Here is a 22,328-nt window from a genome sequence, read left to right as displayed (position 1 = left end):
CCCCGACCGGGCCGCCTCTCGTCAGCTGATCGACAACATCGTCGCCATCGCAATCAGATTCGCGACGACACCCACGAAAGGAACCGCGGACAGTCCGAGTACCTTCCGGCGCAGGTACTGCTGCGGGGACACGGCGAGCAGCATCGTGTCCACCAGGACCAGCGCCAGTACTACGGCCAAGGTGATCGCAGCCGCGGTCGAGGGCGAGGTGTCGGAAGGCATGCCGGCGATCACCCCGACCCCGATCAAGGCGATGCTGGGCACGATCTGGGCGATGTCCGCGGCGTACTCCACATAGACCAGCACCTGCTGTGGCGCGAGATAGTCCGGAACGCTGCGGTCAGGCACGGCCGAACCGCTACCGGCCCGCGCGATCCAGGAACCGACCTGGAACTTGGCTCGCTTGATCAGCAAGGGGTTCGCGAGCAGCATCGCGATAGCCGCGAGAAACGGGAAGGCCGTCTTCATGAGCCGCCGGCGGCGCGGGTGTCGATCTGCAGGATCAGCGGATCGGTGAGCAGTCCGGTGCCGTCGAAGGTGACGCAGTCCCAGGACACCGCCACCTCAAGTGTCTCGTTCTCCCGCGCCTCGACAACGACCAAGTCCTGACCTATCTCCTCGGCCACGGCAGGGCCCCGGTGGCGGCCGGCGAGGTGCACCGGATTCGGGGTCCACTCCTTTGCCGGTCCGGACGGCTCGTCGTAGGCAACGCCATCAGTGGTGCAGATGCCACGAACAGTGACGAAGTACGGGAGCGGAGAGTCGCTCTTGACGATTACCCTGTGCTCCTCGCCGGAGCCGTCCACCACGCAGCGTCCTCCCATGCAGGTCACGTACGTGGTGACTTCCAGCCAACCGGGGACGTTGACCGCTCGGGCATGGCATTTGCGGCGCGACTTCGGTCGCTGCGGGTTATCGGCCAACTGCCAGCACCTCCTCACCATCAGCAAACACCGGCTTGACCCTCGCGACCAGCGACGCCACGGCAGCGTTCGAAGTGCGCCCGCTCAGCCATCCGAAATGGGGACTCGACGGGTCCGCCAGAACGGCGCTGACGATAACGGTCGGGGCATCCCCAGAGCCGTCCGCACCGCCCAGGCTGTGGAAGGCAATGGTCAAACTCGGCAGGTCCACCCGGATGAAGTCGCACTCCCCAGCGATCACCTCGGTGTCCAACTCGCCCACCCGCGCCAGCACGATCTCGGCGGGACCGGTGAGCCGGGTCCCGGCCACGGCCGCGATCATCGGTGCGTCCGACGCGTCTACGGCCAGACGCCGCACGGACTCCAGGAACGACGGGGCGTCGCACGATCCGGTCCAGCTGACGGTCACGTCGTCGCTGGTCTGGTCCACGAGGACGAAATCGCGCTCACCGACCGAATACCGCGCGATGGGACCGGCGGGCGTTTCGATCACCGTGGGAATGCGGTAGTCGGAGCCGAGGTAATCGCGCACGGCATCCAGTCCCACCTGCTTGTCCAGGACAGCGACCGATGGCAGGACAACGGTCCATCCGCCCACGGAGAGCGCTTCGGCAAGGAGGCGGACAGCCCGGCCATGAGTTGCCCTCATCGCGAGCCGGGTCAATGCCGACGCTGAGCCGTCCGCATCGGTGATCGCGCGCGCGACCGCGGCGGCTCGATCATGATCACCGAATCGATCGATGCTCAGGGCGAGCGAAGCCAGCACGTCGGCTTGCTGGTACGGATCAACGATCCCCCGAGCGTCGCGCACGGCGAGGTCAGCGTATCGAGCCGACCAGCGTTCGCCATGCAGAACGGCGGTCGGGGCCGCCAATGCCGCTGTCGCGGCGTCTCGTTCGTACGCGTCGGTTATTCGTGCCAGGGCCTCGTTTGCGATGCGGATCAGGCGATCCGCCTCCGCGTTGTTGCCCAGGGACAGCAGGCGGCTCGCGACCTCGGCGAGCGCATGCACCCGCAAACCGGCTTCGGAAAGGGAAAGGGCCACCTCAGTGGCCTCGTCGAGACGACCCAGTGAGCTGAGCGCCAGACAACGGTGGTAGGGGTCGCTGATGCGGTCACTGTGCCGGGCCGCACGCTCGTCATCTCCGATTGCCGCGAACGCGCGGACGAACACGGTGAGAGCCTGTGGGAGGGCCTCCTCAGAGATCTCACCGAGCAGTCGCTCCACGTGGTCTGCCCGATCGAGAACGCCCGCGTCAGCCAGCAACAGCAGTTGCCGGTACGGATCCACGACCTTTGCCGCGGCGGTCACGGCGAGATCTTTGAGGTGGCCGGCCAATCGGTCATCCTCAGCGGCCCGCGCCGTGCGTGACAGAGCGATCAGCTCTTCTGCCCGCTGGGCCGCATCGGTGACACCACGGGCCACCGACTCAGCGGTAGCGGCCATCTCACCGCCGCTGTCGGCGTCACCGGCGGTGACCAGAGCTTCGGCGAGGTCCGCGAGGGCGGCTGCCCGCTCTGCCGCCTCCGCCATGGTGCGGATCATGGATTCCGCCTCGCGGGCCGAACGCGCGGCCAGACCCGCGTCCGCTGACCGGGCGACGATGTCGGTGAGACATGCGACGAGGTAGCGGCTGTCCGTGAGAAGCCCGACGAGCCGTTCGGTGCGCTCGGCATCGCCGGTCTCGGCGGCAACGGCCGCCACCTGCGAGATCGCCGCGGCACGCCGGTTGACGTTGGTGATGTCGAGGGCGGTCTCCTCGGCGAGGTCAAGGGCCTCGACAGCGCGCGCCGGCTGCTCGGCCCGCGACAGAGTACGGGCCAGCCCGGCCAATGCTGAGGCACGTCGATACGAATCCATGATGTCGTGGGCCGCGTCGAGAGCAGACGTGCGGGTGCCGTCGTCGGGGTCTCCACCAGCGATCAGGTAGGCACACAACTCGACCCGGCTGGTCGGATTGCCCACCTGCCGGGTCGCATCTCGCGCATGCGCCCACAATCCGACGTCTGCAGCGGTGCGCCCGAAAGCGGAGAACAGGCGATCGCGTTCCACCGGATTCAAGTGTTGCGACAGTTCCGGAATTTCGAGGTGCAGTGCGCGCGCCGCATCCCTGCGCGCCGCAGGAGTGCCCTGAAGGACTTCCAGGACGGCGGCGGCGAGAGCTCGCTCGCTCGCGAAGCCGAAGAAATCAGTGTCCAGCTTGGGCGCAGGGCTGCCGGAGACCAGCAACGCGCGGAGGTTCAGGATCCTGCTTCGATCGGTCAACCGCTGTCGCAGGGCAGCGCGAGCCTCCGTGTCAGCAACCGCCGCGGCGGCGCTCTCGGCCCGTTCGAAGAGGATCTGAGCTGCGGTGAAGTCCACTCCGGCGACGTGGATGGCCAAGGTGGCGAAACCTTCCGCCTTGACTTCGTCGTCCGTGACGCCGTCGATCAGAGCCACGGCTTCGTCCGCGTCCGGGTCCTCCCCGGCGGCGGTCATCGCGAGCTCGACGAGAGCGCGATCCCGCCTCGGAACGTCGTCGATATGGTCGATGACCACACGAGCGGTGTCGAAGTCACCGTGACGGCCGGCCATCTTCGCCAGCCGTGTCAGGGCCCGATGCCTGTTGCCGGGATCAGCCATCGAAAGCGCCGAACCCAATGCCCGGTCGGTGTCGCCTCTCGCTGCGAGCACCGGAATCAACGCGGACAGCGCCTCGTCGCGTCGTTCCGGATGGCGGATGCCGAGCGCTAAGGACTCCCCACGGATGGGCTGCCCCGTCCGCGCCCAGACCGCCGGCAGATTCGCCGGCATATGTGCGTTTCTTGACGCGAGCCGTTCGCGATGCAACGCCAGTCGGGCCGCCTGGGCCAGATCCGGCTCGGCTGATCGGAGAAGGGCGTCGTAGGCCGATGCGATCTCGGCGAAGGCCGCGTTGTCGCCACCCGTCACGTCCAGCAGCCGGCTATGACGTGCGGCGTCGGTTGCCAGGGCGAGCAGCCTCTCCGTGTCCGAGATTGTTTGCAGGAGCCGTGGATAGCCTCGCAGCAGATACTCCGGTGTGTCCGCCGGCCAGGACCTGGTTCGGTAGTCGTCCGCGTAGGCATGGATGCGCGCCAGATAGGAGGCGACGGTCGTCGGGCCCAGCCCTTGCACCACGGATTCTCGCAATGCCTCATGCGCAAAAAGGTAGAGGTCGCTGTGCGAGCTCAGGGCCCGTCCCAACGTCCCGCTGAACGTCGACTCCAGCTGCCAGGGCGGAAGATCGAGCAACGCCGCGAAGTCCTTCGTCGAGAGCGCTCCACCTGCCGCTGCCAGGAGGCCGATCAGATCCCTGGCTTCGGAACCGCCATGGAGGATCTCCGCGAGCTCCGTTCTTGCCGCCAGCATCGTGTCCGCGGCATTCGCGGACGGATTGATCAGCTGCACCCTGCACCGGCGCAGTGGGTGGTCGACGGATACGTCGGCCGGCAGCGGTCGGCCCATCCGGCTGGACGTCAGGATTCGCAGGTTTGCGGCCGGGTGGATGGGCAGCTGGGACGCGACGCTGGGAAGGGCGTGGCCGTCCGTTCCACGATCCTCGTCCAGGCCGTCCACAACGAGGACCAACCGGCGACCCCGTGCTTCCGCCAGCTCCCCGGCTTGCCTGAGCAGGGCAAGGTACAGAGCCGTTCGAGTACTGGGGGTCAACGTCGCGGGAACGGGCTCGCCGACGAGTGCGGACAGTTGATCCAGCATGGCATCGATGAACGCCGCGCTGTCTGATTGAGCGGCAAACCGGGCGGTCACGAAAAAGCTGACCACATCGACGTCCAGCGGGGGATTCAACACGAACGTCGCCAACAGCGCTGTCTTCCCCGCCCATGGCTCGCCATGCAGCGTCAGATACTGCTCGTCACCGCCGCAGAAAGCCACGAGCTCGGCGAGTTCCGAGTCTCTGCCGGCCAGCTGGACCGGTGCGATTTGTCGCACCTGCTCCAGGTAACCGGAGCGCAACTGCCAGGGATGTCCTGTCGACACGGAAACATTCTGGACATAGTGGCCGATCGTCACCCCACTGGCAGCCACTGCGCTGACGCTCGCGCCCGCCCGGGGCCCTTCGGGGTCCATCCGCCCAGATTAGTCGGCACACGGCTGGTATCGACGTGGGCACTCTGTGTTGGTGAGACTGGGGCGGTGACCGAACCGATCAGGCGGCACCTGATCGCTCTGCCGCGTGGGCGGCCCGGTGCCCGGCGGCATCTGGTCGCGATTCCGCGGCGGCGTCCCGGTGGCGGGGACCCCACGATCGCGATCCTCATCGAACCTGCTGACACGGCTGCTCGGCGTGACCGTCGCCCGGTGGGCGCGGTGGTGGCTTCGCTCTGTGTGCTGGCTCTGATCTGCTGCGGGGCGCCGGCCGCGCTCTACGGCTGGAACCGGGAGAGCGGCAACCGGGCCGCCAACCCGGTGCCCGCCAGGGTGAAAGCGGTCCCGAGCACGACGCCGTCCGAGAAGGCGTCGACGGCGGCGGCCCCTTTGCCCGCTGCTCAGAGGGACGTTCGGGTCGGGGCTCGGTGTGCGCCGGCCTGGGCGCTGGGGCGCACGGCCACCGGGCTGTTGGTCGTCTGTGGAATTGACCGGCGGGGGCGGGAGCGCTGGCGCCCGCTCACCCCGGCCGCCTACCAGCGGCTCACCGGGCGAACAGCGGAGCCAGCCGGTCGGCCTCCAGATACGTGATCGTGTCGGTGATCAGGCCGCCTGACGTCTCGACGACGACCAGTGCGAATCGTTCGTGGCGGCCGTCGGGGCCGGGGCGGGTCTGCCAGAAGGCCGGTCCGCCGTTCACCGTGACGGGTACGAGGCGGGCGCCCTCGCAGGAGGCCTCGGGGGCGAGCATCGCGAGGCGGATCTGGTCGCGGCCGCGCAGCCACCACGCGAACGGCGGCATGGATGTGGTGGCGTCCTCGTGCAGCAGCTTCACGAGGGATTCGATGTCGTGGCGCTCGAATGCCGCGACGTAGCGTTCGAGGAGTTCGCGCTGGGCGTGGTCCGGTGGGTCGACGGGTGTGGTTGCCGGCAGTGTGGCCCGGGCACGCTGCAGGGCGCTGTTCACGCCGGCGACCGAGGTCTCCAGCAGGCCGGCCACCTCCTGCGCCGACCACGCGAGGACGTCGCGCAGGATCAGCACGGCGCGCTGTTTCGGCGGCAGGTGCTGCAGCGCCGCGATGAAGGCCAGCCGGATCGTCTCCCGGCGTACCGCGTGGTCCTCGGGCAGGACGATCGGCTCGACCCAGCGGCTCGGTGGCAGTGGTGTCCCGAACGGTTCGCCCAGTTCGACGGCGGGGCCGAGGTCCATGGCCATGGCTCGGCGCTGGGCGCCGCGGAGCATGTCGAGGCAGACGGTGGTGGCGATGCGGTACAGCCAGGTCCGCGCGGACGAGCGCTGCGGATCGTGGGTCCGCCAGGCTCGCAGGAGGCTCTCCTGGACCGCGTCCTCGGCCTCGAACCCGGAGCCCAGCATCCGGTAGCAGTAGCCGGTCAGCTCGGCGCGGTACTGCTCCAGGTCCGTCGACGACATACCGATGAGTTTGCCCGAGGCCCGGCGTATACCGTCCATGAGAGCTCACATCGAAGGCGAACGCACCGACCTGGCCGGAATGCTGGCCGCACTGACCCCCGACCAGTGGGACGCGCCGACGCTCTGCGACGGCTGGCGGGTACGCGAGGTGGTCGCCCACATGACGTTGCCGTTCCGGACGTCGACGGCCCGGTTCCTGGTCGAGATGCTGAAGGCCGGCGGGCGGATGAACCGCATGATCGACCGGACCGCCGCCCGGGACGCGGCCGGCATGACCAGCGAGGAGTTGCTGGCCTCGCTGCGGGACAACATCGCACACCCGTGGACGCCACCGGGCGGCGGTGCGGCGGGCGCGCTGTCGCACGACGTGATCCACGGCCTCGACATCAGCGTCGCCCTCGGCCTGGACCGGCGGGTGCCCCTCGACCGCCTGCGGGTGGTCCTCGGCGGGATGACGGCGAAGAGCGTGGCGTACTTCGGCGCAGGCCTCGACGGCGTGTCCCTGCGGGCGACCGACCTGGACTGGACGTTCGGCGAGGGGGCGCCGGTGCGCGGGGCGGCCCAGGACCTGCTGCTGGTGGTGTGCGGGCGGAAGCTGCCGCCGGGGCTGCTGAGCGGTGCGGACGCCGGGCGGTTCAGCCGGGTGACCACGCAGTGGGCGCCGTAGCCCGCGCAACGGCCTTGCGCGGCAGCCGGGTCGCGGGTCTCGGTGCGGCAGAGCACGAGTCGCGTACCCCTAAGAATTTTGCGAAACCGCAAGCCGCCGCAGGTGATCGACCACCGCTCGGACCGCGGTCCGCTGCAGCGTCTCCGGGCGGGTGAGCGCGTCGATGTGGCGCGCAGCGGGGAGATCGGCCAGAGGGCGCAGCGTTACGCCCGGATTGGGGGGAATGGTGTAACCCGGCAGCAGCGCGATCGCCGCGCCCGAAGCGACCACCGCGGCGGCGACGGTGAACTCGTTGATCCGGTGCGCGATCGTCAGCGGCCTGCCCGCGGCCGCGGCGATCGCCACCAGGATCCCCTCCAGCGGGAAGCCGTCGTGGACGCTGATCCAGGGTTCGGCGGCTACGTCATTCGCGGTCAGCGTGGGCTTGGCGGTCAGCGGGTGGCCGGCCGGAAGCGCGACGAACAGTGGTTCACGGACCAGCGGCACCACCGCGACCCGGTCGGCCGGCCAGGGCGGGCTGTGCGCGAGGCGGTGCGCCACCACCAGGTCATAATCGGCCACCAGCGTCGGGAAGTCGGCCTGCGCGACGTCCTCGTCGGCCAGTCGAAGGGGTGGCCCGCCGTCCGCCGCCACCTCGCGCAGCAGGGGCGCGAACCAGGCGAGGCCCGCGCTGTGGAACGCGGCGACGCTCACCGGGACGTTCGGATCTTCGAGGTACGCCTCCACGATGCGATCCGCCCTGTCCAGCGCGGTCCACACCTCCGTCGCCGCGCTCGCCAGCGCCCGGCCCGCCTCGGTCAGCACGAGCCTGCGCCCGCGCCGCTCGGTCAGGGGCACCCGCGCCGACCGCTGCAGCACCTTGAGTTGCTGTGACACCGCCGACGGTGTGATGTGCATCGCCTGCGCCACCGCGACGACGCTGCCCCGGTCGCCGAGTTCGCGCAGCAGGCTCAGGTGATGCAGTTCCATGAAGTCCTCACTAAATCGTCGATTCAGCGCATCGCGTCTTGTCTACATCATCAGCATCTCGCAGGCTGACGACCATGTCGACGTCGCTCCTGCTGGCCGTCGCGGTGATCTGGGGAAGCAGCTATCTGGCCGCCAAGACCCTGGTCGTCGTCGGCGGCGTTCTCGCCGTGCTCGCGCTGCGGTTCCTCTTCTCGGCCGTCGCGATGCTCCCGGTGATCGCCGTGCGGCGCCCCGGCAGGCCGGGCCGTCGCGAGCTGGGCGTCGGGTCACTCTTGGGACTGACGCAATCGGCCGTTTTACTGCTTGAGACGTACGGAGTAGCGCACACAAGTGCGACCAATGCCGGCGTCCTGATCAGCCTGACGATCCTCCTGACACCGTTGATGGAGGGTGTCGCCGGCCGCCGCTTCCTGCCCGGCCGCTTCTTCGTGGCGTCCCTGGTCGCCGTCGCCGGTGTGGTGCTGCTGGTGGCGGGCCCCGGCCTCACCGCACCGTCCCTCGGCGACGGCCTGATGCTGTGCGCGGCGGTCGTCCGATCGGTGCACGTGACCCTTTCCGGTCATCTGACGCGGGGCCGGTCCTTCGACACCGTCACCTTGACGTTCGTGCAGACCGTGGTGGGCACCGTGCTGTTCGGGGTGGCGGCTGTACCTACGCTCGGCGCGGCCGTGCGGGCGTTCGGATTCGCGGAGTGGGCGGGGATCGTCTATCTGGCGCTGGGATGCAGTGTGTTCGCGTTCCTCGTGCAGCTGTGGGCGGTGCGGCGGACGTCGGCGGCGCGGGCGAGCCTGCTCCTGGGGACGGAACCGGTGTGGGCGGTGCTGATCGGTGTCGGGCTGGGCGGGGAGCATCTGACGGCCGTCACGGTGGCGGGGATCGTGCTGGTGCTGGGCGGGACGTACTACGGGCAGCGCGTCGAGACCCGCCACCGGCGCGCGGCGCCCCGTGTCCGGCCTCCCGTCAGCGCTCTCGGATAGCATTCGCCCCGTGCCGATCATCGATCTCGACGCGCCGCTGCCGCAGCGGAGTTCCCGGACCACCTGGAGGCCGCCCCGCTTCCTGGTGCTCGCGCCGCTGGCGATGCTCGTGCTGGCACTCCCGGGCGAGCGGATACCGCCCGCGCCGCCCAAGACCTGTGCCTGGATCACCACCGGGGCGGGCTCACCCGCCGCGCTCGTGTTGATCGACGAGGGGACGGGCGAGGTGCTGATGACCTACAACTGCGACGTGCCGTCGGGTTCCTGAGCGCAGCGGTCAGGAAGTGGCCGCAATCGGCGGCAAGCTCGGCGTATGACAGCGACCTGGAAGATCGAGCTCGTTCCGGTGCCGGTTACGGATGTGGATCGTGCGAAGGCGTTCTACGAGAGGATCGGCTTCCACGCCGACCATGACCACCGGGTGCACGAGAAGCTGCGGTTCGTGCAGCTGACGCCGCCCGGATCGGCGTGTTCGATCTCGCTCGGCGAGGGGATCACCGACCGGGAGCCGGGCACCCAGGAGATCCTGGTGGTGGTGGCGGACGTCGAGGCCGCGCGCCGGCAGCTCACGGACGCCGGCGTGGACGCGGGCGAGGTGGAGGTGTTGTCGTGGGGCAGGTTCGTCCACTTCCGCGACCCGGACGGGAACAGGTGGTCTTTGCAGGCGCTGGACAACCGCCCCAACGGCTGACGCCGCACGGTCTAGCTTCGGTAGATGAGCTTCCCGTCCGTGTCGTCCGCGTTCGCGTATTCACGGATGACCAGCGTGAAGCACGCGACGAAGCTGTGCTCCGAGAGGGCGAAGACGCGGACCCGCCGCGCCGATGACCGCCCGGCCACACCGATGTAGGAAAGGACCTCGGACCGCAGCGGCTCGTCGGCATCGGTCACCGTCAACGAGTCGTACCCGGACTTCAGCTTGACGCCGAGCACCCCGAAGAACATCAGACTGGTCACCCGGTCCGAGCCGTACCCACTCCGAATCTCCAGCTCCGAATGACCGATCACGTAACGCCGGGGCCGGAACCGTCCAGGCAGCTCCATAGCTACCGTGCCGCCATTCGGGGAGTCGTCGATCAACGGGTTTCCTCTCGCCGGTGCTAGAAGGACCAGCCGGGGCCGATGGTGGTGAAGAACCAGAGGGCTGAGGTGAGCCACAGGCCCGTGACGGCGGTCAGGGTCAGGCCGCCGATCAGGGGGAGGGTCCACGGCCGGGTGGGGCCGGGGCGGCTCAGCAGGAGCATCTTGGTGACGAAAGCGCCGTAGAAGAGGCAGCCCAGCAGCGAGTGGGCGAGGACCCGGAGGTCGTCGCTGCGGAAGCCGAGGGCGTAGAGGCAGTGTACGGCTACCGGCAGGGAGAGCAGCAGGGCCAGGCGGCCGGTCCAGCGGTGCAGGGCGGGGATCCAGCGGGCGGTGGGTAGCTTGCCGTAGAGGGAGAGGGCGGCGAGCAGCTGGATCACGGCCAGGGCCAGGACGGCGGTGGCGAGCCAGACCTTGGTGTCCTGCAGGCGGATGAAGGCGGGTACGTCGGCGGCGCCGGCGGGAGTGTGCAGGCGGCCGTAGACGCCCAGGGAGACGGCGGTGCCGACGCCGGCGACGGTGGGCAACCAGATGCGGGGTTGCGTCAGCGTGCCGGCGTCCACGGTCAGAATCCCTCGCCGCTGTCGGCGTCGATCGTGGTGGCGGGGACGGTTTCGCCGTCGACCGTGGTGGTGCGGGTGGTGAGGTCGAGCGGCGGGGCGGGGGCGGGGACGCCGTTGACGGCGAGTACGCCCACCTGGCGCCCGTCGGCCAGGACGATCCAGCCGCCGTCGAGTTGGGCGCCGCGTACGCGAGCAGCGGTCCGGTAGAGGCCGGACGGCTTCTTGACGACACCGAGCTTGAACGTGTTGGTCGCGTTCGCGACGGTGATCTCGCCCTCGGCACTGCGCGCGTCGAATGTGCCGGTCAAACTGCTGCCGTCGCGGCCCTTGAGGGCGAGGGCGCCGTCGCGTGCGGTGCCCTGCAGCCAGGACTCGACGCGGTCGCCGTCGCAGACGTACGCGATGGCCTTTCCGTCCCGGATGGACAGCGCGAGTGTCCCGCCGTCGTTGTCGACCTTGCCGGCCAGTGTCACCCGGAGCTGCTCCTGGGCGGCGGTGGTCGTGGCCGGCGGCGCGCCGAGTGCTGTGGTCGGGGGAGCGGAGAGGGCGGTCGTGGTGCCCGCCGGCGCTGTCGTGGTGATCTGCTGGGCGGTCTGTACGGGACGTTCGCCGGGCGAGGCGGTCAGGTTGAGCCCGGCCAGGGCGGCGGTGACCAGGACCGCGGCACCGAGCGTGAGCAGGGGTCCGCGTCGCCAGCGGCGGCGCTCCGGCTCGGGCGGCGGGGCGGCCGAGGCGGCTCGTAGGTCGGGGCCGGGGTACGGCCCGGCGGGCGCGGCGGCGACACCGGTGGCGAACCCACCCGGCCCGTCGGCAGGGAACGCCCACGGCCCGTCGGCGGGAAGCGTGTGAGGCCCGGCAGCGAGCGGCGCACCGGCCTCCGTGGCCGGGAATGTGGAGGGTCGCTCGGTGGAGAACGGGCTGGCTTCCGCAGCCGGGAACGTGGCGTGAGGCTCGGCGGCCGGGAATGTGGTGGGTCGCTCCACGGGGAACGGGTTGGTCTCCGCGGCCGGGAACGTGGTGTGAGGCTCGACTGTCGGGAACGTGGCGTGAGGCTCGACTGTCGGGAACGTGGCGTGAGGCTCGACTGTCGGGAACGTGGTGGGAGGCTCGACTGTCGGGAAGGTGCTGGGCGCCTCCGGCGGCGAGACCGGCCCGGCCGGCGAATGCGAGTCCGGGAAGATGCCGGGCGGCACAGCGGGCAGAGAGCTGGCCGCCGCCGAAAATGCGCTGGCTGCCGCGGAAAGACCGGCCGGACCCGGCGGGACAGTCCCAGCCGGAGCCGGACCAGGCGGAACAGACCCAGCCGCCGGCGGGCCGGAAACGACCGGACCGGGCGCCGGCGCCGGAAACCCAGCCGCCTCCGGGAACCCAGCCGCCCCCGGGAACCCAGCCGCGTCCGGGAACCCAGCCGGCCCCGGGAAGCCGGCCGCGTTGAGCGAACCCGCGACCTGCCCCAGATAGACCGCCACCCGCTGAGCCGGCGGCCGCCGCCCCGGCTCCACCGCGAGACAATCCCTGCTCACCACGTCCAGCGGAGACGGCAGAGATCGCGGATCCCCCTGAACATCCCCGGTGACCATCTCGACCAGCATCACCCCGAGCGACCACACGTCCGCTGCCGCTGAAGGTGCGCTCCCGCCGCGGATCTCCGGCGCGGTGTACGCCGGGTCCGGCACGCGGGGTGTTCCGAACCCCGCCACCCGGGCCTCGGGCGGCGACGATCCGCGGACGACGACCACGTTCTCCGGTCTCAGGCCGAGGTGGAGAGTCCCCTGCACGTGGGCCGTGGCGAGTGCCGCGGCGACCTGGGCGGTGATCGTGGCAGCCTCGTCGGGGGTGAGCCGTCCTCGGCGGAATGACAGGAAACGCCGCAGGCTCAGCCCTTCCGGGTACTCGGAACGCTGACCGGCCATGGTGGTGCCCTCGCTCATCGATTGAGGTCTACGTCGACGATACGCAGTCGTCGCTGTCTCTTCCCCATACCAGGAGCGGCGTGATCCGGTTCATCGCGGCGCGGGGAGAAAGAACGCGCGTTCTGTCTACCTGTGCCGGGCGCGGCGCGAGGCCGGTCAGGACGATGAGCACGACGTGATCTGGTTCATCGCGGCGCGGGGAGAAAGAACGCGCGTTCTGTCTAGAGACGGGACAGGGAGAAAGAACGCGCGTTCTGTCTACCTGTGCCAGAGCGGTCAGGAGAGCGAGCCGACCTCGGTCAGCAGGGCGAACGCGGCGTTGTCCACCGATCGGGCCGTGTCGCTCAGCACCACCACACCGGTACCGGAATCCCGGTCGAAGCCGGCGAACGAGAAGAAGCCGCCGGTTGCGCCGTTGTGGAAGTACTGCTGGACGCCCCCTTTGAGGCGACGGGAGAACCATCCCAGGTGGACGGTGGCGAACGGGTTGAGGCGGTGTCCGGTTTCGAGGGCGAGGTTGATCGCGGGGTCGCCGGCCAAATGGGCGCGGACGAACGTGACCAGGTCGGTCGCGGTGGACCGGAGACCACCGGCGCCGGCGAGGTCGGCCAGGTGCCACGGTTCGGCGGGCCGCCCGAGTTTGCGGTGCCCCTGGGTCGTGGTGCCGTCGGTTCCCGTACCCTCAAGATTGAATTCTCGGGTGACCAAAGCGCCGTAGCTGATGCCCGCGCGGTGTGAGAGTGCCAGGCCGAGGAGGCCGGCGCCGAAGTTCGAATAGCGGAAGCGGCGTCCGGGGACCGCACCGAGCCTGGCCCGGCCGAGCGCGTCGAGCAGAAATTCCTCGGTGCACGCAGCGTACGGATCAGGCGTCGACGGCCGCAGGAGCGCACGCAGCAGCATGCCCGTCGGCAGGCGCGAGAGCCCCGAACGGTGCTGGGCCAGGTGCCGCAGCGTGACCTCCTGGCCGCCGCGCACGGGCACCTTCGCGCCGGGCGGGAGCAGGTCGCGCAGCGGCTCGTCGAGGCTGGTGACGCCGGCGAGTGTGAGGCGGGCCAGCAGCAGCGCGGTGAAGACCTTGCTGATCGAGCCGATCTCGAACCGGGTGGTGGCGTCGTGGCCGCCGGTGCCCTGGATCTCGACGGTGTCGCCGGCGACGGCCGCGACCACGACGCCATGGCGGTCCTTGGAGAGCTTGCCGAGGGACTGGCGGACGAGATCCTCAAGATCGGGCATGCCGTCCATCTTGGGGGTGTGCGGCAAGCGGATCCGGGGAACTCCGCATGACTTGCGCGTCCTGGGCACACTGCGGGCATCCGGGGCGGCGGTGAGTACCCTATCGGGACGTATCGGCAGCATCAGCGATGAGGCGGTGCAAACATGGGAATCCGGGACGGCGGTGAGGGAGGCGTGGTGACGGACACGATGACCGCTCGCACCCTCCTGTCCGGGCCGCTGGCGTGGCAGCGCACCGACGTGGTCGGCACCGAGCTGGTGCTGGCGCCGGGCGGTGGGACCGCGGTCGTGCACGGTGCCCTGCCATACGCGATGACCTGGACCGCCGAGGTGGACGACGACGCGGTGGTGCGCGAGCTGAGCGTGACCTGCCGGGGCGGCGGCTGGAGCCGCACCCTGGACCTGCGCCGCAACGCCGGCGGCTGGACCTGCCACGCCGCCGAGTCGGGCGACGCCGGCCTGCCCGCTCCGGGCTGCGCCGACCCGGCCGCGATCCCGGAGGACGCGGTTCTCCGGGTCACCGACTCGCCGGTCTTCGTGAGCTGGGCGGTGCGCCGGCTGGCCCTGACCGCCGAGTCCGGCCCGGTGACGGTGCCGTCGGCCCGGGTGCTGGTGCCGTCCCTAGCGGTGGTCCCGTCCGCTACGACATATCACCTGGTCAGCCCGAAACGGTTGCGCGTCACCGGCGACGGCCCCGCCACCACCTACGAGCTGGACCCGTCCGGAGTCGTCGCCTACCAACCGGGCCGCCTCCGCCTGGTCCGCTGAGACGAAGCCGTTCCGCCGAGACGAAGCCGCGAAACTAGGGCAGCATCCGGAAGTCGGCGAAGTCGAAGCCCGGCGCCACCACACAACTCACCAGCACCGGATCGTCACCGGCCGGTGCCGCGGCCTGCCACACCCCCGCCGGGATCAGCACCTGCGGGCGCTGCCCGGCCGCCAGGTCCGTCCCGAGCGCGGCGACCTCGACCTCACCCGGATGGTCACCGTCGCCGCCCAGGCGCAGTTCGAGAGCGCCGCCGGAGTGCCAGAACCACAGCTCGTCCGATTTGACCACGTGCCACGCGGACTCCTCGCCCGGGTGCAACAGGAAGTAGATCGCGGTCGCGGCGCTGCGCGGTCCGTCGTACCCCTCAGGTTTGAAGCTGACGGCTGACCGCCAGGTCTCCCGGAACCAGCCGCCCTCGGGGTGCGGCGCCATGTCGAGCTGTTCCGCCAGCGGCGGCCGGGTCGTCATGGAAGTCGATCCTAGGCAATCGCGATCAGGACCAGGACGCTGGCGGCGATCTCGAGGAGACCGACCCGCTTCGGCGTCAGCGGGCGGCCGGGCAGCAGCCACGCGCGGGCCAGCAGCAGGGCGAAAACCAGCGCGGGCACGGGGCCGAGCGGGCTCACCGCGGCGAGCGCCAGCATGTGGAAGACGACAGAGGCAAGGATGTACGCGGAAACGCCGCGCTCCCTGATCATCGTCTTCACGTAGAGGACGGTGCCGGTGAAGTACAGCAGCACGACGAGTGCGGCCGGCAGCACTTCCGTCACGGGGAGCTCGGCGATGACGGCCACGACCGGGATGATCAGGCAGCTCTGCACGACCGAGGCGAGGTCGTTGACCAGGGCACGTTCCCGGCGCCGCAGGGCGTAGACGGCGTTGACGGCGATCAGGACCGCGTACACGGGGGCGAACACGAGCACCCGCGGGCTGCCGACCAGCACCGGAACGGCGAACGCGACGGTGAGTGGCGCGTACAGCAGCAGCGGCTCGCGGTACCGGCCGGGCCGTCGGGTCTTGACGGCCTGGAACCCGAAGTACGACAGGAGGTATCCGCAGAGCCACGCGCCGAGCAGCGGCAGATCCGGCCACCGGAACCCGGCCACCGTCAGCCCGGCAAGGTAGGGGACCAGCAGCATCGCCCACGCACCGTGCTGCGGCGGCACAAACGTGCGCACACTGCGCCGTCGGACGGGACGGACCGTGGTGCCGCTCATGGCCGGAAAGCTATGCCGCCGGACGGCGCAGCGAACAGGGCCGTTGGTCCCTGCCCCGCGGAGGTCGCGCACGGATAGCGTCGGAATCCTTCCGACGAGGACCGAGAATGTACGACGACATCCGCGCCGTCTGCCGGCGCGACCCCGCCCTGCACGGCCTCGCGCACGCCGAGGTGCTCCTCTATCCGGGACTCTGGGCGGTGTGGGCACATCGAGTGGCGCACCGCCTGCACCGCTGGCGCGTGCCGCTTCTTCCCCGGCTGCTCTCGCAGGTGAGCCGCCTGCTGACCGGCATCGAGATCCATCCCGGCGCGGTCGTCGGGCGGCGGCTGTTCATCGACCACGGCGCGGGCGTGGTCATCGGTGCCACCGCGCGCGTCGGTGACGACGTGACGCTGTACCACCGGGTGACGCTGGGCGGGCGCGGCGGCGAACCCAAGGGCTCGTCCCGGCATCCGGTGATCGGCGACCGGGTCGTCATCGGGGTCGGTGCGAGCGTTCTCGGCCCGGTACGTGTCGGCGACGACGCGGAGATCGGGGCGCACTGCCTGGTGCTCGCCGACGTCCCGCCGGGTGGGCGGCTCCGCCTTCCCGCTACTGACCTCAGGGGCTATCCATGATTCATTCTGATGTGACCGGCCTGATCGGCCGGACCCCGCTCGTGCGCCTGTCCCGCTTCGAGCCCGGCCTGCCCGCGCGGCTGGTGGCCAAACTGGAGTCGGCGAATCCCGGCGGCAGCGTCAAGGACCGCATCGCCCTCGCCATGATCGAGGCAGCCGAGGCCACCGAGGAACTCCGTCCCGGCGGCGAAATCGTCGAGGCGACCAGCGGCAACACCGGGATCGGGCTGGCGCTCGTCGCGGCCGCGCGCGGCTACCGGCTGACGCTGACGATGCCGGAGAGCATGAGCGTCGAGCGGCGTTCTCTGCTCGCGGCCTACGGCGCCTCGGTGGTGCTCACCCCGGCGTCCGAGGGCATGGCGGGCGCGGTGCGGCGTGCCCTGGAGATCGCGGACGAGCGGCGGGCGTTCCTGCCACGCCAGTTCGACAACCCGGCCAACCCGGACGTGCACCGGCGCACGACCGCCCTGGAGATCTGGGAAGCCACCGGTGGCGAGGTGGACGTGCTGGTCGGCGGGGTGGGCACCGGCGGGACCCTGACCGGCGCCGGCCAGATCCTCAAGGAGAAGCAACCCGCGCTCCGGGTGGTCGCGGTCGAGCCGTCCGAGTCCCCGGTCCTGTCCGGCGGCCCGCCGGGCCCACACGGCATCCAGGGAATCGGCGCGGGCTTCGTACCCGAGGTCCTCGACCCGACGGTGTACGACGAAATCGTGCACGTGGACGTCGACCAGGCGCGGGCGGCATCGCGCCTGCTGGCCCGGACCGAGGGAATCCTGGCGGGCGTGTCCAGCGGTGCGGCGCTACACGCGGCCCGGGAGGTGGCCCACCGTCCGGACAACAAGGACCAAACCATCGTCGTGGTCCTGCCGGACACCGGGGAGAGGTATCTGAGCACGCCACTGTACTGATTGATTTCGGCCAGAGACCGGGGGTTGGATTCTCGCTTTTCGGAACCAATTCGCGCGGCACCGGCAATGAATGTCGCTTCGACATGTCCTCTTTGGCGTCATTCTCCATGCAGTCCGCACCGCAGAATCCGGTGCACCAATATCGCGCGGACGATGGATGTGGCCGGGGTGGTCTGGCAGTCTGCCACCCATGCCTCTCAGATTCACCGAGCCGCGTACCGTCATCCGAGATTTCGGCCCGACGTGGGTGTGGCGTGAAGATCTCGTTGAGATCGTCTCCGTGATGCGGCAGGTTGCGCCTGATTTGACATTGCGAGCCGACAACTACTCCCTTGACGAGGTCAATGACCTTGACGGCCTGACGGCGAGACTGGTGTCTACGTTTGCAGCCACATCCGGCGACAGCAGGATCAGGCTCGTCCTTTCCCCTGAGGAAGCCTCCATCAGCGCCGACGATCCGGATCTTCCAACACGGGGAATGCTGGAGGAGGTTCACCGGATTGCCACCCGCCATCAGCGGGTGAAGCACCGAGAACGCGGTCTCGTCTGGGGATTAGGCGCAAGTGCAGCGGTTGTCGTGCTATCCGTAGCAACTTTGCCGCTATGGGGTGACTTTCGAATAGCTGGTTTGGTCGCCTTGATGATTCTGGCAAAAGCGATCATGGTGGCATCGGGATTGATCTTTGGCGGAAAGCCGCGCCGCCTGGCAGTCGTACACGTTCAGACCAGAACCGACGACCCGCTGTGGATCAATCGAAATCGAGATGCGCTCGTCACGAACGCTATCGTCAGTGCCGTCTTCCTGCTCGTCGGCATTGTGCTCGGCAAAATCACAGAGTCGTGCTAGGCGGCACGGCGGCCGGGCCGCTCATTCACTAATACGATCGGCTTCTGGCGTGCGCAGAGCGCGGCATACTCATTGCGGCTGTTTGGCGCCGGGTCGTCAATCAAACGTGGTCGCAGTATGGGTTGCACCGGCGTCCAAGGGAGTGGGCGAGATCTCGAAGAACCTGTGCCAGGCGCTCGACCTCGTCATGGGTCGGCGGGGTCATCGGGGCGCCGGCAGCGATGTGCTCACCGACTTCATACAGCGTGCCATACAGATCCTCGGCGGTCTTCCGGTCGAGTCGCAGGACGATCTCACTATCCACGCGGCGAACTTACCCTCGCGCCGCAGACAAGGCGCGCCCCGCGTTTGACGACCGCTGTCGCTGCGCGTGCGCTGGCCGGTTCCTGCTGAGCGTGGCTTTCGGGTTGGTGTCGGGCGGGTTGGTTCGGGTCTGGGCATACTTTTGATCGTGGGGATCGGCGTTTCGGTATTTGAGTACACCGGGGAGCTCGTTGCGGAGCTTGCCGGCGTCTGTGATGTGAACGCCGTTTGCCGGGCTGTGGCGTCGGATCCGGGGCGATATCCGCTGTTGGCCGGGGTGGATGAGTATGACGACACGACGTTCAATTCGCGTCAGGTGGGCATGCTGGTCGCTGAGTTGGAGGGGTTGGCGGCCGGCCGTCCGGAACTGGGTGAGGGCATCGTGGCGCTGGTCGGTTTGGCGGAGCTGCTGCTGCCGGCCCCTCGGCGGCGATTGACGATCACGTCGCGGAGAGGCGGCGGATGGCGCGGGTCAGGCCTGGGGCGTCCAGGTCTGTCTCGGTGACCAGGGCCAGCAGGATGATGCCGTCGAGCAGGGCGGAGATGTCGCGGCCGGCGGCCGCGCCCACGTACGGCTCCAGGACGTCCACCAGGCCGTTCATCCAGACCTCGGCCAGTGGGCGCAGTGCCTCGTCGCGGGCGGCGGCCACGCAGAGTTCGTATTCGAGGCGGACCTGGGGGCGGTCGGTCAGGTACTCCTGCACGAGAACGGTTAGTTCGTCGGGCATGTCGGGTGCGGCTCGCAGGCGTTCCGCCCACTGGTCGAGGTCGGCCTGCAGCGTGTTGACGGCGTGGCGCAGGCCGGCGGCGATCAGGTCGTCCAGGGTGGGGTAGTAGTACGTGGTCGCGCCCAGTGGCAGGCCGGCGCGGGCGGCCACGGCCCGGTGGGTGGTGCGGCCGACGCCGGCTTCCGCGATGACCTCCATGGTGGCGGCGGCCAGGGCGGCGCGGCGGGCTTCCGGGTCGCGGGCGCGCTGGGGGCGGCGGGCGGTCAATGGGCCGATCCGGTGTTCAGGTTCAAGATGACGACTCCGGCGATGATGAGCGAGATCCCGGCCACCTTAACGGTCGTGAACGGCTCGTCGAGGAAGAGCGCGCCGATCACCACGATGGCGGCGGTGCCGACGGCGGACCAGATGGCATACGCGACACCGACCTGCATCCCCTTCACCGCCTGCGCGAGCAGCACAAAGGACAGCACGTAGCCGACCAGCACCGCGGCCGTCGGCCAGAACCTGGTGAAACCGTCCGTCGCCTTCATCAGGCTCGTGGCGACCAGCTCGGCCGCGATCGCGAAGAACAGAAGCACGTACGGCACTGCAAAACACCTCGATCATCTTGTACGTATGTACAAGTACGATCGTACAAGAGTGACGGGTGAGAAGGCGAGCGGGATAAATCAGGAGCGAATGCCCAGGTAGGTGATGGGGCCGGGGTCGGGGACCGGCAGAACCGTGAAGCCGAGGCGGTCGTAGAAGCCGCGGGCCTTGACGTTGGCGGTCAGCATGCCGACGTGGACGCCGGGGGCGTCCACCGTGGCCAGGAAGCGGTCGATGAGGCGGCGGCCCCAGCCCTGGCCCTGGTACGGCGGCAGCAGGTCGATGTGCAGGTGAGCCGGGTAATCGTCCAGGCCGGGGACCAGCATGTGCTCGGGCCCGCAGTGGAGCGCGACCATCGGCTCGTCCGCCGAGGTGGGATGTGCGTACCGGTCGCCGACCAGCGGGATCCACTCCGCGCGGTACCGCTCGACGAACCTCGGCGTGTCCGAGGTGCCGACCACGTAGCCCACCGCCTCGCCGCCGTCGTCGACGACGAACGCCAGGTGCGGCTCGAGGTGGGCGTACGGGCCGGCGAACAGGTCGCCCATCAGGTCGTCGGAGGAGTACATCCCGCGCGCGTCACCGCCGGCGTCGGCGGTGCGCACGCAGATGTCGTAGAGGGCGGTCCGGTCGGACGGGCGGTACTCGCGGATCTCAGGCACGCCCGGAACGTTAGGCGGTGGAAACGCTTCCACCGCAAGCGTCGACCATGTCCAGGTAGTGCTGGTTGAACATGACGCCGAGGATGTTGCCGAACGGGTCGGTCACCGAGGCGGTGACGTAACCGGTGCCGCGCTCGGTGGGCTTGTCGTGCTCGGTGGCGCCGAGGTCGAGCAGCCGCTGATAGGCCGCCTCGACGTCGTCGACGGCCCAGTAGACGACCGCGCCGGTGCCCGGCGTGTGCGGGGCGAAGCGGGTGTCGAGCACGCCGAACTCGTTTTGGTGGTCGCCGACCCGCCACTCCAGGTACGCGCCACCGCGGTCGAAGTACGGCTCGATGCCGAACACCCGGGTGTACCACTCGCGGGCGGCGGCCATGTCGTCGGAGAAGAACGTGACTGTCGTGAATCCTCGTAGCATGCTGTCGATCCTGACGGCTTAAGTGCTCACCTTCTGAGCACTTTCTCCCAGGAGTTCGCGAAATCCAGCAGACCCCTGTCGTCGTGGTTGCGGCCGATGATCTGCAGGCCGATCGGCAGGCCGGTGGAGCTGAATCCGGCGGGTACGGCCAGGACCGGCGCGTTGATCAGGGTGGCGATCGCGGTCACCTCCATCCACCGGTGGTAGCTGCTCATCGCGGTGCCGTTGATCTCCGCGGGCCAGGGGAGGGCGGCGTCGAAGGGGAAGATCTGCGCTGTCGGCAGGATCGCGTACTCGTACGTTTGGAAGATCTTGCGGAACGCCTCGTAGAGCTCGCTGCGCCGCAGTGAGGCCTCGCCGACGTCGATCGCGGACAGGCGGGTCAGGCCCTCGTATTCGAAAACGGCCTCCGGCTTGAGCAGCGGTCGCAGGTCCGGCTCATCGTGGAACTGCTTGACGGCCATGCCGGCCAGCCAGTGCCGGTAGGTGAGCCACAGCGGCCAGAGCGCGTCGTTGCCGAGTCCGGGCAGCTCGTCGATGGTGTCGAAGGGCATGCCGAACGCCGAGAGGGCCGCGGTCGTCACGGTGAGCACCTCGGGATCCATCGGCAGGTAGCCACCGAGGTCGCCGAGCCAGGCCAGCCGGCCCGTTTCCGGCCGTGGGCGATAACCGTCGAGGGAGAGCGGCGCCCGATCGTCATAACCGGCCATCGTGTCGAGCAGCAGTGCCAGGTCGCCGGCCGTGCGCGCGATCGGGCCCGCGACACCGCCCTGATCGGCGAAGAGATCGCCGCCGGCCGAGGGCACGCGGCCGACGGACGGGCGCAGGCCGTAGACGTTGTTCCAGCCCGGCGGGTTGCGCAGCGAGCCCATGAAGTCACTGCCGTCGGCGACCGGGACCATGCCGGTGGCCACGGCGACCGCCGCCCCGCCGCTGCTGCCGCCGGCGGACCGAGTGTGATCGAACGCGTTCATCGTGGTGCCGAACACGTCGTTGTAGGTGTGCGAGCCGAGCCCCAGCTGCGGCACGTTGGTCTTGCCGATGACGATCGCCCCGGCGGCGCGGATCCGCTCCACGAAAACAGAGTCTGTCCTTGCCGGTGGGAAGAGCGACAGACCGAAACTGGTCGGCAGGCCGCGGGCGTCGGCGAGGTCCTTGACCGCGTGCGGGAAGCCGTGCATCCACCCCCGGTGCGGCTGGCGGTCCTTCTCGGCCGCCTCGGCGAGCAGGTCGGCGCGCGGGCGCAGGCTGACGATCGCGTTGAGGCGCGGGTTCAGCTCGTCGATGTGGTCCAGGTACGCCGTCATCACCTCGACACAGCTCACCTCGCGGGTGCGTACGGCTTCGGACAGCGCGGCGGCGCTCAGGTCCACGAGTCGCATGCGTGGGAGTCTGTCAGG

General features: G+C 69.5%; 26 protein-coding genes. 9 read left to right on the top strand and 17 right to left on the bottom strand.

Annotated elements, in window-relative coordinates; all coding sequences use genetic code 11:
* Nucleotides 1-21: 21 nt before the first annotated feature.
* Genes AB0M02_RS45085 through AB0M02_RS45075 form a run of 3 tightly spaced genes read right to left on the bottom strand, consistent with a single transcriptional unit; the run spans nucleotide 22 to nucleotide 5,013 of the window.
* Entirely contained in the window at nucleotides 22-468 is a 447-nt protein-coding gene (locus AB0M02_RS45085; RefSeq protein WP_364238678.1) for a hypothetical protein, read from the bottom strand.
* Entirely contained in the window at nucleotides 465-923 is a 459-nt protein-coding gene (locus AB0M02_RS45080) for a hypothetical protein (RefSeq protein ID WP_364238677.1), read from the bottom strand. Before AB0M02_RS45080 ends, AB0M02_RS45085 begins: the two co-directional genes overlap by 4 nt.
* The gene (locus AB0M02_RS45075; RefSeq protein ID WP_364238676.1) at nucleotides 913-5,013 is read right to left on the bottom strand and encodes an ATP-binding protein; all 4,101 of its coding nucleotides are present in this window, start codon (nucleotides 5,011-5,013) and stop codon (nucleotides 913-915) included. The genes AB0M02_RS45080 and AB0M02_RS45075 overlap by 11 nt, the downstream gene beginning before the upstream one ends.
* A gap of 66 nt (nucleotides 5,014-5,079) precedes the next feature.
* On the opposite strand from AB0M02_RS45075, the gene AB0M02_RS45070 reads away from it, so the two are divergent.
* Nucleotides 5,080-5,622, top strand: coding sequence for a hypothetical protein (locus AB0M02_RS45070; RefSeq protein ID WP_364238675.1), 543 nt, complete (start codon nucleotides 5,080-5,082; stop codon nucleotides 5,620-5,622).
* Here the strand turns inward: AB0M02_RS45070 and AB0M02_RS45065 are convergent.
* A complete protein-coding gene (locus AB0M02_RS45065; RefSeq protein WP_364238674.1) occupies nucleotides 5,576-6,463 on the bottom strand; it encodes an RNA polymerase subunit sigma-70 in 888 nt (295 codons plus the stop codon). The genes AB0M02_RS45070 and AB0M02_RS45065 overlap by 47 nt on opposite strands.
* Nucleotides 6,464-6,500: 37 nt before the next feature.
* On the opposite strand from AB0M02_RS45065, the gene AB0M02_RS45060 reads away from it, so the two are divergent.
* On the top strand, nucleotides 6,501-7,130 hold the full coding sequence (locus AB0M02_RS45060) for a maleylpyruvate isomerase family mycothiol-dependent enzyme (protein ID WP_364238673.1): 630 nt from the start codon (nucleotides 6,501-6,503) through the stop codon (nucleotides 7,128-7,130).
* 69 nt (nucleotides 7,131-7,199) lie between these two features.
* Here the strand turns inward: AB0M02_RS45060 and AB0M02_RS45055 are convergent, their stop codons facing one another.
* A complete protein-coding gene (locus AB0M02_RS45055; protein WP_364238672.1) occupies nucleotides 7,200-8,099 on the bottom strand; it encodes a LysR family transcriptional regulator in 900 nt (299 codons plus the stop codon).
* A 74-nt stretch (nucleotides 8,100-8,173) separates the two neighbouring features.
* Between AB0M02_RS45055 and AB0M02_RS45050 the strand changes: the two genes are divergently transcribed.
* Genes AB0M02_RS45050 through AB0M02_RS45040 form a run of 3 tightly spaced genes read left to right on the top strand, consistent with a single transcriptional unit; the run spans nucleotide 8,174 to nucleotide 9,767 of the window.
* Nucleotides 8,174-9,076 (top strand): DMT family transporter, encoded by a 903-nt coding sequence (locus AB0M02_RS45050; RefSeq protein WP_364238671.1) that lies wholly within the window; start codon nucleotides 8,174-8,176, stop codon nucleotides 9,074-9,076.
* 10 nt (nucleotides 9,077-9,086) lie between these two features.
* On the top strand, nucleotides 9,087-9,344 hold the full coding sequence (locus tag AB0M02_RS45045) for a hypothetical protein (RefSeq protein WP_364238670.1): 258 nt from the start codon (nucleotides 9,087-9,089) through the stop codon (nucleotides 9,342-9,344).
* 45 nt (nucleotides 9,345-9,389) lie between these two features.
* Nucleotides 9,390-9,767, top strand: a complete 378-nt coding sequence (locus AB0M02_RS45040) for a glyoxalase superfamily protein (protein WP_364238669.1) — start codon at nucleotides 9,390-9,392, stop codon at nucleotides 9,765-9,767.
* A gap of 11 nt (nucleotides 9,768-9,778) precedes the next feature.
* Here AB0M02_RS45040 and AB0M02_RS45035 read toward each other — a convergent pair whose 3' ends face one another.
* The 4 genes from AB0M02_RS45035 to AB0M02_RS45020 all read right to left on the bottom strand — a co-directional run bounded on the left by AB0M02_RS45035 (nucleotide 9,779) and on the right by AB0M02_RS45020 (nucleotide 13,865).
* The gene (locus tag AB0M02_RS45035; protein ID WP_364238668.1) at nucleotides 9,779-10,120 is read right to left on the bottom strand and encodes a hypothetical protein; all 342 of its coding nucleotides are present in this window, start codon (nucleotides 10,118-10,120) and stop codon (nucleotides 9,779-9,781) included.
* A gap of 56 nt (nucleotides 10,121-10,176) precedes the next feature.
* Entirely contained in the window at nucleotides 10,177-10,704 is a 528-nt protein-coding gene (locus tag AB0M02_RS45030; protein ID WP_364238716.1) for a DUF6529 family protein, read from the bottom strand.
* A gap of 17 nt (nucleotides 10,705-10,721) precedes the next feature.
* A complete protein-coding gene (locus AB0M02_RS45025) occupies nucleotides 10,722-12,650 on the bottom strand; it encodes a protein kinase (RefSeq protein ID WP_364238667.1) in 1,929 nt (642 codons plus the stop codon).
* Nucleotides 12,651-12,908: 258 nt separating this feature from the next.
* Nucleotides 12,909-13,865 carry a serine hydrolase domain-containing protein gene (locus AB0M02_RS45020; RefSeq protein ID WP_364238666.1) on the bottom strand — a complete coding sequence of 319 codons (957 nt, stop codon included), beginning with the start codon at nucleotides 13,863-13,865 and terminating at the stop codon, nucleotides 12,909-12,911.
* A 177-nt stretch (nucleotides 13,866-14,042) separates the two neighbouring features.
* Here AB0M02_RS45020 and AB0M02_RS45015 point away from each other — a divergent pair, with 177 nt between their 5' ends.
* A complete protein-coding gene (locus AB0M02_RS45015; protein ID WP_364238665.1) occupies nucleotides 14,043-14,633 on the top strand; it encodes a putative glycolipid-binding domain-containing protein in 591 nt (196 codons plus the stop codon).
* Between the two features lie 34 nt (nucleotides 14,634-14,667).
* Here the strand turns inward: AB0M02_RS45015 and AB0M02_RS45010 are convergent, their stop codons facing one another.
* Nucleotides 14,668-15,102, bottom strand: coding sequence for a cupin domain-containing protein (locus AB0M02_RS45010; protein WP_364238664.1), 435 nt, complete (start codon nucleotides 15,100-15,102; stop codon nucleotides 14,668-14,670).
* Between the two features lie 11 nt (nucleotides 15,103-15,113).
* A complete protein-coding gene (locus AB0M02_RS45005; protein WP_364238663.1) occupies nucleotides 15,114-15,851 on the bottom strand; it encodes a YwiC-like family protein in 738 nt (245 codons plus the stop codon).
* A 107-nt stretch (nucleotides 15,852-15,958) separates the two neighbouring features.
* On the opposite strand from AB0M02_RS45005, the gene epsC reads away from it, so the two are divergent.
* The 3 genes from epsC to AB0M02_RS44990 all read left to right on the top strand — a co-directional run bounded on the left by epsC (nucleotide 15,959) and on the right by AB0M02_RS44990 (nucleotide 18,226).
* Nucleotides 15,959-16,471: a serine O-acetyltransferase EpsC gene (gene epsC / locus AB0M02_RS45000; protein WP_364238662.1), complete on the top strand. Its 513-nt coding sequence runs from the start codon at nucleotides 15,959-15,961 to the stop codon at nucleotides 16,469-16,471.
* The gene (gene cysK, locus AB0M02_RS44995) at nucleotides 16,468-17,379 is read left to right on the top strand and encodes a cysteine synthase A (protein ID WP_364238661.1); all 912 of its coding nucleotides are present in this window, start codon (nucleotides 16,468-16,470) and stop codon (nucleotides 17,377-17,379) included. The genes epsC and cysK overlap by 4 nt, the downstream gene beginning before the upstream one ends.
* Before the next feature lie 190 nt (nucleotides 17,380-17,569).
* On the top strand, nucleotides 17,570-18,226 hold the full coding sequence (locus AB0M02_RS44990; protein WP_364238660.1) for a hypothetical protein: 657 nt from the start codon (nucleotides 17,570-17,572) through the stop codon (nucleotides 18,224-18,226).
* A gap of 100 nt (nucleotides 18,227-18,326) precedes the next feature.
* On the opposite strand, the gene AB0M02_RS44985 is transcribed toward AB0M02_RS44990, so the two are convergent.
* From AB0M02_RS44985 to AB0M02_RS44960, 6 genes are all read right to left on the bottom strand, one after another.
* Nucleotides 18,327-18,530, bottom strand: a complete 204-nt coding sequence (locus AB0M02_RS44985) for a hypothetical protein (RefSeq protein ID WP_364238659.1) — start codon at nucleotides 18,528-18,530, stop codon at nucleotides 18,327-18,329.
* Nucleotides 18,531-18,969: 439 nt separating this feature from the next.
* Nucleotides 18,970-19,524, bottom strand: coding sequence for a TetR family transcriptional regulator (locus AB0M02_RS44980; protein ID WP_364238658.1), 555 nt, complete (start codon nucleotides 19,522-19,524; stop codon nucleotides 18,970-18,972).
* A complete protein-coding gene (locus AB0M02_RS44975; RefSeq protein ID WP_364238657.1) occupies nucleotides 19,521-19,847 on the bottom strand; it encodes a multidrug efflux SMR transporter in 327 nt (108 codons plus the stop codon). The genes AB0M02_RS44980 and AB0M02_RS44975 overlap by 4 nt, the downstream gene beginning before the upstream one ends.
* Before the next feature lie 81 nt (nucleotides 19,848-19,928).
* Nucleotides 19,929-20,510 carry a GNAT family N-acetyltransferase gene (locus AB0M02_RS44970; RefSeq protein WP_364238656.1) on the bottom strand — a complete coding sequence of 194 codons (582 nt, stop codon included), beginning with the start codon at nucleotides 20,508-20,510 and terminating at the stop codon, nucleotides 19,929-19,931.
* A gap of 10 nt (nucleotides 20,511-20,520) precedes the next feature.
* Complete coding sequence (locus AB0M02_RS44965) at nucleotides 20,521-20,928, bottom strand: VOC family protein (RefSeq protein ID WP_364238655.1); 408 nt, start codon at nucleotides 20,926-20,928, stop codon at nucleotides 20,521-20,523.
* A gap of 26 nt (nucleotides 20,929-20,954) precedes the next feature.
* Nucleotides 20,955-22,310, bottom strand: a complete 1,356-nt coding sequence (locus AB0M02_RS44960) for an amidase (protein WP_364238654.1) — start codon at nucleotides 22,308-22,310, stop codon at nucleotides 20,955-20,957.
* Nucleotides 22,311-22,328: the final 18 nt, after the last annotated feature.

Origin of the sequence: Actinoplanes sp. NPDC051861, from assembly GCF_040681145.1 — a bacterium.
Taxonomy (GTDB): domain Bacteria; phylum Actinomycetota; class Actinomycetes; order Mycobacteriales; family Micromonosporaceae; genus Actinoplanes.
Note: the sequence above shows the minus strand (reverse complement) of the source record. Positions and strands in the feature narration are given on the sequence as shown.